This is a genomic window from Mycobacterium sp., from assembly GCF_032159765.1.
Taxonomy (GTDB): domain Bacteria; phylum Actinomycetota; class Actinomycetes; order Mycobacteriales; family Mycobacteriaceae; genus Mycobacterium.
The window spans coordinates 1-12,922 of record NZ_JAVHWM010000152.1 but is presented as its reverse complement, the minus strand read 5'-3'; the positions used below and the strand labels follow the sequence as shown (position 1 = coordinate 12,922).

Sequence of the window (12,922 nt, the reverse complement as noted above, 5' to 3'; positions counted from 1 at the left end):
AGACGTCGATCGCATGTGGTGCGGCATACGAAAGATGGGATGGATAAGAACATGAGGTTGGTTGACAAAGTGCGCCGGTTGGCGGTCGTCGCGGTCGCGGCGGCGATGTTGCCGGGGCTTATTGGCCTGGTCGGCGGCGTGCCGAGGGCAAGCGCATTCTCTAGACCTGGTCTGCCAGTGGAATATCTCCAGGTGCCGTCGCCTTCGATGGGCCGCGACATCAAGGTTCAGTTCCAGGGCGGCGGTCCACACGCGGTCTACCTGCTGGACGGCCTTCGCGCCCGAGATGACTACAACGGCTGGGACATCGAGACGAACGCGTTCGAGATGTACTACCAGTCCGGCCTTTCCGTCGTCATGCCCGTCGGCGGCATGTCGAGCTTCTACACCGACTGGTACCAGCCGGCGGTGGGCAACGGCGGCACGTGGACCTACAAGTGGGAGACGTTCCTGACTCAGGAGCTGCCGAATTACCTTGCCGCCAACAAGGATGTGTCACCGAATGGCAATGCCGCGGTCGGGTTGTCGATGTCCGGCGGGTCCGCGTTGATCCTCGCCGCGTACTACCCGGAGAAGTTCATCTACGCGGGCGTCTTGTCGGCGTTCCTGAACCCGTCCGAGGGCTGGTGGCCGACGCTGATCGGAATGGCGATGAACGATTCCGGCGGCTTCAACGCCACGGCGATGTGGGGACCGTCGAGCGATCCCGCGTGGCAGCGCAACGACCCGATGGTGCAGATTCCGCGACTCGTCGCGAACAACACCAGGATCTGGTTGTACTGCGGCAACGGCACGCCGAGCGAGCTCGGCGGGTCGGACCTGCCCGCGAAGTTCCTCGAGGGCTTCACGTTGCGCACCAACGTCACCTTCCGCGATACCTACCAGGCGGCGGGCGGCAAGAACGGTGTGTTCAACTTCCCCGACAACGGCACGCACTCGTGGGCCTACTGGGCAGCGCAGCTGCAGGCCATGAAGCCCGACATGCAGCGGGTCCTGGGAGCCACTAGCTGATCCACTAGCGCACCGCGGCCCCGGTACATCGACGTGCCGGGGCCGTTGTGTTGTCCTGACTACCTAACCCGCACAACCACTTTCCCCTTCGCCGTGCGGTTCTCCAATGACGCCACCGCGGCGCCGGCCTCGTCCAGCGAGTACACCTCAGGCTCTGGTGCGGCCAGTCCTCCCGAGGAGAGCAGCTCCTCGAGCCCCGCCCACTGCTCTTGCAGCGCGCCGGGATGCGAAAGCGTCCATGCCCCCCAGCCCACGCCGACGACGTCAATATTGTTGAGCAGCAACCGATTAACCTTCACCGTGGGGATGTCGCCGCCGGTGAAACCGATCACCAGCAGGCGCCCGGCGGGAGCAAGGGAGCGCAGCGAATCGGTGAAGCGGTCGCCGCCGACGGGATCCACGACGATGTCGACGCCCACACCGTCCGTCAGCGTCTTCACCGCGTCCTTGAAACCGTCCGCCAGGACCACATCGGTGGCGCCGGAGGCAGTGGCCACCTGGGCCTTCTCCTCGGTGCTGACGACCGCGATCGTGCGAGACGCGCCGAGTACGGGCGCGATCCGCAACGTCGACGTGCCGATCCCGCCCGCGGCGCCGTGCACCAACACCGTCTCGCCGTCGGCGATCCTGCCGCGCACCTTCAGGGCGAAGTACACCGTGAGGTCGTTGAAGAGCAGCCCGGCGCCGGCCTCGAAGCTCACGTGGTCGGGGAGCTTGAACACGCGCTCGGGATCGAGGACCGCAACCTCGGCCATGCCGCCGCTGATCATCGTCAGCCCGACGACGCGGTCACCCGCACTGACATGGCTGCCCTTCGGCGCGCTTCGGACCACGCCGGCGACCTCGCCGCCAGGCACGAACGGCGGCTCGAGTTTGTACTGGTAGAGACCTCGGCTGAGCAGCGCATCCGGGAATGCGACGCCCGCGGCGTGGACGTCGACGACGACGCCGTCACCGCTAGGTTCGTCGACCTCCGCCGTCTCGATCGCGTCGGGACCGTCAAGCCGGGTTACCTGTGCTGCCCGCATGCCACCTCCGTCGTCGTTCATTTCTCTTCGGGCAAGCCCTCATCGCCAGCCGGTGGCGAGAAAGCCTACTGTTTCAAGAATCACGCGAGAAGTGGAGGCACCGATGCAACTAGCGTTGACGGACGACGAAGCCAAGTTCCGCGACGAGCTTCGCGAGTTCTATTCGACCGAGATCCCCGCCCACATCCGTGAACAGGTGCGCGCCGGTCTCGAGGTGGGACGTGACGAGATCGCCACCAGCCACAAGATCCTGAACGAGAACGGGCTCGCTGTACCGAACTGGCCCGTCGAATGGGGCGGCAAAGACTGGACGCCGACTCAGCACGAGATCTGGCTCGACGAAATGCAGCTCGCCTGCGTACCGGAGCCGCTGACATTCAACGCGAAGATGGTCGGCCCGGTGATTGCCGAATTCGGTTCACAGGAGCTCAAGGAGCGTTTCCTGCCGCCCACCGCGAATCTCGATATCTGGTGGTGCCAAGGATTCTCCGAGCCAGAAGCGGGCTCCGATCTGGCGTCGCTGCGAACGACGGCGCAGCGCGACGGCGACACCTACGTAGTCAACGGCCAGAAAACGTGGACGACACTTGGCCAGTACGCCGACTGGATCTTCTGCCTGGTCCGCACCGATCCGCAGGCGCCCAAACGGCAGGCCGGCATTTCGTTTCTGCTGATCGACCTCGATACCCCCGGTGTCACGATGCGCCCGATCAAGCTGATCGACGGCGGCGTCGAGGTGAACGAGGTGTTCTTCGAGGAGGTTCGCGTTCCCGCCGACCAGCTGGTCGGCGAAGAGAACAAGGGATGGACCTATGCGAAGTTCCTCCTGGGCAATGAACGCACAGGCATCGCCGGCGTGGGACGTACCAAAGTGCGCCTGGCTCAAGTCAAACGGCACGCCTCCGAACGCGGCCTGCTCGACGACCCGCTGTTCGCCGCGCGGGTGGCCGAGGTCGAAAACGAGCTGCTGGCACTGGAACTCACGCAGATGCGCGTCGTCTCGGGGTCGGCGGGCGGCCAGCCGAATCCGGTCTCCTCGGTGCTGAAACTGCGGGGCAGTCAGCTACAACAGCTGACGACTGAGCTGCTCGTCGAAGTCGCCGGCCCGGACGCACGGCCCGTCGGGGCGGGCGACGACATCATGTCTCCGGAGTGGGCGCAGCGCGCCGCACCGCTGTACTTGAACTATCGCAAGACGTCGATCTACGGCGGCAGCAACGAAGTTCAACGCAACATCATCGCATCGACGATTCTCGGATTGTAAGGCCTACCATGGATTTTCAACCCACTGACGAACAAGCCCTGCTCCGCGACACCACGCGCACCCTGCTGTCGCGAAGCTACGACCAGGAGCGGCGCAACGAGGTCGCCGACAGTGAACTCGGCTTCAGCCGTGATGTATGGAACCAGCTGGCCGAGATCGGAATACTCGGCCTCGGCTTCGACGAGGACTCGGGCGGTCCGCTCGAAATAGCTGCGGTGATGACGGAGATCGGCAGGCACCTGGCGCCGGAGCCCGTCATCGCCGCGGCACTGGCACCCGGCAGTCTGATCGCGGAGTTGGGAACCGACGAACAGCGCCAGATCCTCGACGATGTCGCCGCTGGCCAGACATTGCTTGCCGCCGCCTACGTCGGCGCGACAACCGCAGCGCAGCAAGGTGATTCGTGGACGCTGACTGGGCGGATGAACCCAGTGCTGGCAGGCGACTGTGCCGACACGCTCGTCGTCAGCTCTGAGTTGCCCGACGGCGGGACGGGACTGTTCCTCGTCGACGCGACGGCCACAAAGCGGCATCCCTATCGCACGTTCGACGGTCGCCGCGGCGCCCAAATCGATTTCAGCGAGACGCCGGCGCAACCGCTCGGCGATGCGACGGACAAATCTCTTCAGATCAGCCACGCGATGATTCGCAGTCAGTCGGCGCTGTGTGCCGAGGCGGTCGGCGCGATGGAGGAGGCGCTGCGGCTCACCACCGAATACCTCAAGTCGCGCACGCAGTTCGGCGTCACGCTGAACAAATTCCAGACGCTGACCCAACGCGCAGCCGACATGTACGTGTCACTGGAGATGGCCCGGAGCATGAGCCTCTACGCCGCGATGTCGATCGCGGACGGGCACCTGGATCCGCTGATGGCCTCGCGGGCAAAGCTTCAGGTCGGCCGCTCCGGGCGCCACATCGGCCAGGAGGCGATCCAGCTTCACGGCGGTATCGGCATGACGGCCGAGTATCCGGTCGGCCACTACACCGCGCGGCTGGCCGCCATCGAGCAGACGCTGGGCACGTCCAACGACCATCTGCATGTGCTGATGAAGCAGCTCGGCGACTACGAGGTGGTCACGCTGTGACTGACGAGTTGACCGATGAGGTCATCGCGTTTCTCTCGGCGGGAACCCGCACAGCGAAGCTGGCCTACGTAGCCAAGGACGGACGACCTCTGGTGGCGCCGGTGTGGTTCATCGTCGACGACGGCGCCCTGGTGTTCAACACCGGTCGCGATACTGCCAAAGGCCGTGCCCTACAACGTGATCCCCGAGTTGGGATATGTGTCGACGACGACCGCCCGCCGTTCTCGTTCGTTCAGGTGCAGGGCACGGCCAGTCTCTCGGAAGACGCAGCCGAACTGCTCGACACCGCCACGCGTATCGGCGGACGCTACATGGGAGCCGACCGCGCCGAGGAATTCGGGCAGCGCAACGGCGTGCCGGGTGAGCTGGTGGTGCGGGTGACGCCCACCAAGGTCATCGCGGCGTTCGACATCGCGTGATAGATCAGCCGACGAGTCGGGTGATCGAGCGCATCGGGATCGCCAACCACCCTGGGCGGTAGCGCTTTTCGTACATCGCCTCGTACACTGCCTTGTCCAACTCGTAGGCGCCGAGCACATCGGCCGAGTCCCTCGGATCCGCTTGCGCCACAGCCGCGTACCCGTCGCAGAACGCCGACTGATTGCGCTCCACCCATTCTCGTGCGCGGGCCGCGAGCTGCTTGCCGTACTCGTCCGGTTCGACGTCGACAAGCCGATGATAGGCGGCGTACTCGTAGGACCGAAGCATCCCGGCAACGTCGCGCAACGGCGAATCGGGCCTGCGTCGTTCTTCGAGCGGCTGGCCCGGCTCGCCCTCGAAGTCGATCAACAGCCAGGTCTCGGGTGTACGCAGAACCTGGCCGAGATGCAGGTCGCCGTGCACGCGCTGCACGGTTACGGTTTCTCCGTCCAGCTTGCCGAACCGCTCTTCGATCGCGGCGACGTGCGTGGCCAGTTCCGGCACCGCGGCGGCCGCGGCGGCAAGCCGGGCGAGCGCCGTTTCGACCGGAAACTCCACTGTCGATGTACCCAGAGCGTCCGCGAGCGTCGCGTGCACCGATGCCACCGCCTCGCCGAGTCGGCTGGACTCGCTGGCGAAATCACCGCCGACCTCGTACGCGTACAGGTCGCCCTCGGCGAACAGGTCGCGTGTGCTCGTGGTCGCCATGTCCCAGCCTTCAGCGGAGTTGGCGGCGAATTCGGTCACCATGGCCAGCGGCCACTGCTCACCACCGAGCGACATCTCCGCGGATCCCAGCAGCGCGGCGACATGCGGGTTACCCGCGCGACCGAGCACCCGGTTCAGCTCGACGTCGGGGTTGATTCCAGGGGCGATCCGCCGAAAGACCTTGAGAATGGCCTCCTGCTCGAAGATCACGCTGGTGTTGCTCTGTTCGGAATCGAAAACCCGGGGTGCCGCATCCGTCGGCAAGACGCCATCGGGTTCCTTACTGAACGTCACGTCACCGCGCACCGCCGACGAGTCGATCAGCGACAGAAGAAACCGGGCGGCCTCCGGGTCGTAGAGCGCGTCATACCCGGTGCGGTCGCCGGATGCGCCGATCGTCGCGACGGTGCCGTACTCGTCCGGCGGAGGGACGTCCCACCGCACGATCACCTGGTAGCGCTCCGTCGATCCGTCGGTGTAGTGGACGTCGACCAGCGTCAGGTCGATTTCATCGCTCAGCGGGACGACCCGGACCGGCTCTGCCCGTTCGAGCTCACGAGTGCGGCCGGCATACCAACGCTGACGCGGGAGCCACTCCGCGAATGGCAGGCTCACAGTTTTCTCTCCTCTTCGCGCAAGCGGCTCATCGATCTCTTTCCTCTTCGCGCAAGCGGCTCATCGACGAAGACCCCGGGCGCTCCTCCGACCCACGCAGCTGGAACCAGTAGAACCCGTGGCCCGGCAGCGTCAACAGATAGGGCAGGTGGCCGATCGGCGGGAACTCCACCTGGCCAGTCAACTCCACTGGCGTCAAGCCGTTCCAGTGCTGGAGGTACAACTCGATCGGCTGGGGAAAACGGGACAGGTTGTTGACGCAGAGCACCACGTCGTCGCCGTCGTCGCTTCGGGCCTCGCGCAGGTAAGCCAGCACCGACGGATTCGATCCGCCCAATTCCTTGAACGCGCCGGTCGCGAACGCGTGGTGGCGGCGGCGGATGCCGAGCATAGTGCGGGTCCAGTTCAACAGCGACGTCGAACTATCGAGCTGAGCCTCGACATTCACCGATTGATACCCGTAGATCGGATCCTGGTTCGGCGGCAGGTACAGCCGTCCCGGGTTGGCCGTGGAGAACCCGGCATTGCGGTCGGGTGTCCACTGCATCGGGGTGCGCACGCCGTCGCGGTCGCCGAGCCAGATGATGTCGCCCATGCCGATCTCGTCGCCGTAGTAGATGACCGGCGAGCCCGGCAGCGACAGCAACAGCGCGGTGAACAGCTCGATCTGGTTGCGGTCGTTGTCCAGCAGGGGAGCAAGCCGACGGCGGATCCCGACATTCGCCTTCATCCGCGGATCCTTCGCGTACTCGGAGTACATGTAGTCGCGCTCTTCGTCGGTGACCATCTCCAGCGTCAGCTCGTCGTGGTTGCGCAGGAAGATCCCCCATTGCGCGGTGTCGGGAATCGGCGGCGTCTGCGCCAGGATCTCCGAGATCGGGATGCGGGACTCCCGGCGCACCGCCATGAAGATTCGCGGCATGAGCGGGAAGTGGAAAGCCATGTGGCATTCGTCGCCGCCCGTGCCCGCGTCGCCGAAGTACTCCACGACGTCAGCGGGCCACTGGTTTGCCTCGGCCAGCAGCACCCGGCCCGGATATTCGTCGTCGACCACCTTGCGGCAGCGCTTCAGGAACGCGTGCGTTTCCGGCAGGTTCTCGCAGTTGGTGCCCTCGCGCTCGAACAGATACGGCACCGCGTCGAGCCGGAATCCGTCGATGCCCAGATCGAGCCAGAACCTCAGCACGTCGATCATCGCTTCCTGCACCGCAGGGTTGTCGTAGTTCAGGTCGGGCTGATGCGAGAAGAACCGGTGCCAATAGAACTGACGCCGTACGGGATCGAACTCCCAGTTCGACTCCTCGGTGTCGACGAAGATGATCCGGGCATCGGCGTAGCGGTCGCTGGTGTCGCTCCACACGTAGAAGTCGCCGTACGGGCCGTCCGGATCGCGGCGGGACTCCTGAAACCACGGGTGCGAATCCGACGTGTGGTTCATCACCAGATCGGTGATCACCCGGATCCCCCGACGGTGCGCGGCGTCAAGCAGTGTGACGAAGTCGTCGACGGTGCCGAAGTCCGACAGCACCTTGTGGAAGTCCCGGATGTCGTAGCCGCCGTCGCGTAGCGGCGAGTCGTAGAACGGCGGCAGCCACAGGCAGTCAACACCCAGCCAGTGCAGGTAGTCGAGCTTTTCGGTCAGGCCCCGCAGGTCCCCTGAACCGTCAGCGCTGGCGTCGTAGAACGCCCTGACCAGTACCTCGTAGAACACCGCACTCTTGAACCACATCCGGTCCGCAGGAAGGGACCTGGCGTGCCCGAAATCGTCGGCGGTGGGATGTTCGACGAGTCCGGCTTCGATGTGACTGCCTTCGGCGGGATCGTGCTGGGCCTCGTCAACGTGGCTGTGATCCTCAATCATCCCCATCAGAGTGACAGCTACCCGACTACGCGGAAACCGAACCGTGCAGCGAAGCTCTTCTGGGCGCATATTGCAGACACATGTTGAAAGGGCCTGTGGAAAAGCGTTACGTTTTCGCTGGCCTCCTCGAACTTCGAAACCTCACGAAGGGTTGTCCCCATGCCTGACCCCACACCCCCCAACGACGGCGAATCGCCAATCATCGTCAGCATGACCGACGCGGCGATGCACATGTATTCGCATGCGATCGAAACCTTGCCTGATCCAGGGGACCACGAATTCCCCGGACGCGCAGCGGTGATTCTGGCCGGCCTACGCAAGCTCGAATCGTCGCTGCGCGACGCCGCGCGCCGCAGCCGGACCACGCCGGCCGTGATCGTCGCGCTGAGTGCAGTGCGCAGCCGCTACGACGACTTGATGGCGACTGCGGCCAACGGGCCGGGCGCCACGCTTGGCCAGCGGCTCTACCTCGCGCGCGGGCGGGCGAAGCTGACGACCAAAGAGGCCGGAAACGGGATCGGCCTGCGCGCCGACCTCATCGAGGCGATCGAAGCCGAGGAGACGCCGACCGAGGACGAGGCTGCGCGCATCAAGGAGTTGATCGCCGCACTCGGCGGCTGATGAAATCCCACCTGCTGTCGCGACGAGATCTCGATTTCCTGCTCTTCGAGTGGCTGCGGGTCGACGAGCTGATAAAGCGGGAACGTTACGCGGAGCACTCCGGGCAGACTTTTGCCGACGTTCTCGACCTGTGCGAGCAAGTGGCCACCCGGTACTTCGCGCCGCACAACAAGAAGGGCGACGCCAACGAGCCGACCTTCGACGGGACGACCGTCACGGTCATCCCCGAGGTCAAGGAGGCGCTCGACGCGTTCGCCCGTGCGGGGCTCGTCGCGATGGAGATGGACTCGGCGGTGGGGGGTGCCCAGCTGCCTGCGGTGGTGGCCGCAGCGGGGTTGGCGTGGTTCTATGCGGCTAACGTCAGCACCGCCGGGTATGTGATGCTGACGCTGGCCAACGCGAACCTGCTTGCCAAGCACGGGACCGCCGCCCAAATCGATCAGTTCGTCAAACCGATGCTCTCCGGGCGGTTTTCGGGAACGATGTGCCTGTCCGAACCGCAAGCGGGTTCGTCGCTGGCCGACATCGTGACCCGGGCAGAACCGCGGGCCGACGGTACGTACCGGGTGTTCGGCTCCAAGATGTGGATCTCTGGCGGTGATCACGAACTCACCGACACCATCGTGCACCTCGTGTTGGCAAAGATCCCCGGCGGACCGCCTGGCACCAAAGGGATTTCGCTGTTCGTCGTGCCCAAGCACCTGGTCTCACCGGACGGGGCGGTAGGGCAACGCAACGACGTGGTGCTTGCCGGCCTCAACCACAAGATGGGCTACCGCGGGATCACCAACACCGTGCTGAACTTCGGGGAGGGCGGCTTCACTCCCGCCGGTGAGCCCGGCGCCGTCGGCTACCTCGTCGGCGAAGAGCACCGAGGCTTGTCGTACATGTTCGACATGATGAACGAGGCCCGGCTAGGCGTCGGGCTGGGCGCGATCGCACTGGGCTACACCGGATATTTGAAGTCGCTTGACTATGCCCGCAACCGGCCGCAGGGCCGGCGGTTGACGACGAAAGACCCCCAATCCCCACCCGTCCCGATCATCGCCCACCCCGATGTCAAGCGAATGTTGTTGGCCCAGAAGGCATATGTCGAGGGCGCACTCGCGCTTGCACTCTACTGCGCGCGTCTCAGCGATATCGAAAAAGACCCCGAATCCGACGATGAGCGCGACAGGTGCTCATTGCTGCTCGACTTCCTGACGCCGATCGCCAAGAGCTGGCCCTCGCAATGGTGTTTGGAAGCCAACAGTCTCGCGATCCAGGTGCACGGCGGATACGGCTACACCCGCGAATACGACGTCGAGCAGCACTACAGGGACAACAGACTCAACCCGATCCACGAGGGTACGCACGGGATTCAGAGCCTGGATCTGTTGGGACGCAAGGTTGTCCAGCGCAATGGCGCCAGCCTTGCGGCACTGATCGACGCTGTCGGTAGCTGCGTGGCAGAAGCCATCGCCCTGGGCAGTGAATCGGCCGAACTCGCACGACGACTCGACGCCGGCTGGCAGCGGTTGGCCGCGGTGACGTCGTCGATGTTCTCGTCGGGTGACATCGAGACGGCGATGGCGAACAGCGTTGCCTACATGGAAGCGACCGGGCATCTGGTGATCGCCTGGATGTGGCTGGAGCAGTGGTGCGCCGCCATCGCCAGACCGGCGACCTCTATGACGGCAAGCGTCAGGCCGCACGTTATTTCTTCCGCTACGAATTGCCCAGGGCGCAGCCCCAATTGGACCTGCTGGAAAGCATGGACCGCACCACGATCGAGATGCGCGACAGCTGGTTCTAGGCGGCCTGCAGCTGGGCCAGCTTGGAAACCGACTTGTTGACGTCTGCCTTGAGCACTTTGGCGACGAGATTGCCTACGGGACTGTTCAACAGACCACCGGCCAGTTTCGCGACAAGGTGATACCTGGAGCCCGCTCCGTCCTCGTCGATAGTCAGGGTCAGCGTTATTCGTACGCCGCCGCGGCCGCTGCCTTTCATCGCGAGACGTTTCGGCGGTTCGTACTCGGTGACTTCCCAGTTGATTACGTTGCGGAAGCCCTTCACTTTCACGCACGACGCCACTCGGGTGCCTTTTTCGATCTGCTTCGGCACGGGGCTACGCCAGCCGCCGAAGATGGTGAGCCACTCGTCGAAGCGGTCCAGATCCGAGGCGAGCGCCCATGCGTCGTCGGGCCGTAGAGCCGACTTCACCGATACGTCAACGGTTGCCATGTGTGTGCCTTACCCACCGCGCCGCACGATCAACCCGAGAAGGCGCCACTGTGTGACGGACAATACGTCGTGATGCTCGCGCCAACGAAGTAGCCCGAGTTTTTCACCGGGATCCCGCTGGTGGTGGTGATCTCTCGGGCAACGTCCACGCCGGTGGCCCCGTCGTCGAGAAGGGTGCACACCTCACTGGCGATGCGGATCGCGGATTGCGGTGACGGATACGTGATTCCTTGCCGATCCAGGGCAGCGAGGAAAGCCTGATCCTCGGCAGGCGACGCGAACGCGGATGCCGGAGCGATCAGTGCGGCAGCGCCACACCCCACCGAAAGAAGTGCGCGGACGAACACCGCCGACACCCCAGAGCGCGCGTTGCATTCAGTTGCAGAAGTCACCGTTTACACCCGTCAGCCGCCGAGATCCATGACAGCCACCTCGAGACTACGCCCAACCGCGACGGTTAAGCTCGTCCTAACGGGTGCCCGGCGATGAGGAGATCGACACGATGAAAGTGTTCGTTTGCTATTCGCGGCACGACAGCACCGCCGTCAACTCGTTGGCGAATGAACTCAAAAGTGCTGCGCAGGAAGTCTGGTACGACATCGATTTGCGCGGCGGCACGACGTGGTGGCAGACCGTTCTCGACCAGATCCGCTTGTGCACGGTGTTCGTCTTCGCGGTCTCGGACAAGTCAATGGCGTCCAAACCGTGCCAGGCCGAGTTGCGGTACGCCCAGGACCTCAGAATCCCGGTGCTGTTCTTGATCATCGGCGAAACCGAGTCCAGCGTCCTTCCGGTGTTCTCCGCGGATGCCATCGATTACCGGGATTCCTCGAGGGGCGCCGCGCTCGCGCTGATGTCGGCCTTGCACAAGCTCGCGGCCGAACGCGGCCCTCTTCCCGATCCGTTGCCCGAGCCTCCCCCGATTCCGTACGAGTTCCTGCTGCGGATCGGCGGAATCGTCCGCAGCTCCAACGAGATCTCCCACGACGAGCAGCGAGATTTGCTGCTCGATCTGGAAGGCGGCCTCGCCGATGACGAAGACGAAACCGTGCGCGCCGATGTCCGCAAACTGCTGCAGGCGTTGAGGGCCCGAAGCGACGTCACCTATACGACGGCCAGCAGGATCGACGAGCTCATCCGCAAGCATGCCCTCAGCACCGGTGCCTCTGGCCCCATCCCCACTGCCCCGCCGCCACCCGCTTATACGCGGCCGCCTCCTCAGATGCAGCCGCCGCCGTTGCCGCCGCCCGCTTACGTGCAGCCGCAACCGACTGCCCCGCTCGGCGGGCCCAGCAACATCGCTCCGCTCACCGGCCCGACGAACTGGTCACCCCCGCCACCTGGACCGCTGCCGCCCGGACCCGGCCGGTCGTCGGGCAATTCGAAGCTCATCTTCGCCGGCATCGCCGCTGCCGTGCTCGTCGCGGTCGTGGTGGTCATCGCGATTGTGGCCTGGCCGAAGTCGGATAGCGACTCGGCGAACAAATCCACCACGTCAAGCTCCTCGAGCACTGCCGACAGCGCATTCCTCAGCGCGATCAAGGGCAAAGGAGGGATGACCTTCCCTTCCGACGAGTACGCGATCCAGACGGCAAAGCAGGTGTGCCAACTGCTCGACGAAGGGCAAAAGCCTGAGGATGTCGCCACGGAGATCAGCAAGAACAGCGGTATCCCGCTTGATAAGTCAGGCTTCTTCGTCGGGGCCAGCATTGGCGCCTATTGTCCGAAGCACCTTGACCAGGTGAAGTGATCGATCGGGTCGCACCGACGAGCGCTGCGGGAGCAGTGACCTGCTGGCGAGAAAATCCTGGTAGTAGGGCAGCGACTCTTCGCTCGTCACAGCCGACAAGAGGATCTCGCACGTCTGGCTCAGCCGCTGCCTCTCGTCGCCGTGTGCGGACGCGGTCCACGTCAGCGAGCCCAGCATCGTGCAGAAGATCAACTCGGCGACGATGTTTGGTTCGATGTCCCTGCGAAGATCGCCCTCGCAACTCGCCAGTTCGGCCTGCCCGGCGATCGCGTCGATCCAGTCGTCGTGGACACGTGAGGCGACCGTGTTGCTGTCGCCGAGCGTCTGGATCAG

General features: G+C 64.6%; 11 protein-coding genes and 2 pseudogenes. 7 read left to right on the top strand and 6 right to left on the bottom strand.

Features of this window, described 5'->3' with window-relative positions:
* Positions 1–51: 51 nt before the first annotated feature.
* Complete coding sequence (locus QOH60_RS18305) at positions 52–1,011, top strand: alpha/beta hydrolase (RefSeq protein WP_526422949.1); 960 nt, start codon at positions 52–54, stop codon at positions 1,009–1,011.
* 59 nt (positions 1,012–1,070) lie between these two features.
* Here the strand turns inward: QOH60_RS18305 and QOH60_RS18300 are convergent, their stop codons facing one another.
* Positions 1,071–2,039, bottom strand: coding sequence for an NADPH:quinone oxidoreductase family protein (locus QOH60_RS18300; RefSeq protein ID WP_526422947.1), 969 nt, complete (start codon positions 2,037–2,039; stop codon positions 1,071–1,073).
* Positions 2,040–2,142: 103 nt separating this feature from the next.
* Between QOH60_RS18300 and QOH60_RS18295 the strand changes: the two genes are divergently transcribed.
* Genes QOH60_RS18295 through QOH60_RS18285 form a run of 3 tightly spaced genes read left to right on the top strand, consistent with a single transcriptional unit; the run spans position 2,143 to position 4,807 of the window.
* Complete coding sequence (locus QOH60_RS18295; RefSeq protein WP_526422945.1) at positions 2,143–3,303, top strand: acyl-CoA dehydrogenase family protein; 1,161 nt, start codon at positions 2,143–2,145, stop codon at positions 3,301–3,303.
* 8 nt (positions 3,304–3,311) lie between these two features.
* The gene (locus tag QOH60_RS18290; protein ID WP_526422943.1) at positions 3,312–4,388 is read left to right on the top strand and encodes an acyl-CoA dehydrogenase family protein; all 1,077 of its coding nucleotides are present in this window, start codon (positions 3,312–3,314) and stop codon (positions 4,386–4,388) included.
* Positions 4,385–4,807, top strand: a complete 423-nt coding sequence (locus QOH60_RS18285) for a PPOX class F420-dependent oxidoreductase (protein WP_526422941.1) — start codon at positions 4,385–4,387, stop codon at positions 4,805–4,807. Before QOH60_RS18290 ends, QOH60_RS18285 begins: the two co-directional genes overlap by 4 nt.
* 4 nt (positions 4,808–4,811) lie before the next feature.
* Here the strand turns inward: QOH60_RS18285 and QOH60_RS18280 are convergent, their stop codons facing one another.
* Together QOH60_RS18280 and treS are read right to left on the bottom strand one after the other, a co-directional pair.
* Entirely contained in the window at positions 4,812–6,131 is a 1,320-nt protein-coding gene (locus QOH60_RS18280; RefSeq protein WP_526422939.1) for a maltokinase N-terminal cap-like domain-containing protein, read from the bottom strand.
* A gap of 28 nt (positions 6,132–6,159) precedes the next feature.
* On the bottom strand, positions 6,160–7,992 hold the full coding sequence (gene treS, locus QOH60_RS18275) for a maltose alpha-D-glucosyltransferase (protein ID WP_526422937.1): 1,833 nt from the start codon (positions 7,990–7,992) through the stop codon (positions 6,160–6,162).
* 231 nt (positions 7,993–8,223) lie between these two features.
* Here treS and QOH60_RS18270 point away from each other — a divergent pair, with 231 nt between their 5' ends.
* Entirely contained in the window at positions 8,224–8,613 is a 390-nt protein-coding gene (locus tag QOH60_RS18270; protein WP_526423071.1) for a hypothetical protein, read from the top strand.
* Positions 8,613–10,408 (top strand): annotated as a pseudogene (locus tag QOH60_RS18265) (acyl-CoA dehydrogenase C-terminal domain-containing protein). The gene QOH60_RS18270 and the pseudogene QOH60_RS18265 overlap by 1 nt, the downstream one beginning before the upstream one ends.
* Here QOH60_RS18265 and QOH60_RS18260 read toward each other — a convergent pair.
* Complete coding sequence (locus QOH60_RS18260) at positions 10,405–10,839, bottom strand: type II toxin-antitoxin system Rv0910 family toxin (protein WP_526422935.1); 435 nt, start codon at positions 10,837–10,839, stop codon at positions 10,405–10,407. The pseudogene QOH60_RS18265 and the gene QOH60_RS18260 overlap by 4 nt on opposite strands.
* Before the next feature lie 29 nt (positions 10,840–10,868).
* Positions 10,869–11,231, bottom strand: a complete 363-nt coding sequence (locus tag QOH60_RS18255) for a DUF732 domain-containing protein (RefSeq protein ID WP_526422933.1) — start codon at positions 11,229–11,231, stop codon at positions 10,869–10,871.
* 110 nt (positions 11,232–11,341) lie between these two features.
* Here QOH60_RS18255 and QOH60_RS18250 point away from each other — a divergent pair, with 110 nt between their 5' ends.
* Positions 11,342–12,589, top strand: a complete 1,248-nt coding sequence (locus QOH60_RS18250) for a DUF732 domain-containing protein (RefSeq protein ID WP_526422931.1) — start codon at positions 11,342–11,344, stop codon at positions 12,587–12,589.
* On the opposite strand, the pseudogene QOH60_RS18245 reads toward QOH60_RS18250, so the two are convergent.
* Positions 12,524–12,922 (bottom strand): annotated as a pseudogene (locus QOH60_RS18245) (hypothetical protein); the annotation flags it as partial. The gene QOH60_RS18250 and the pseudogene QOH60_RS18245 overlap by 66 nt on opposite strands.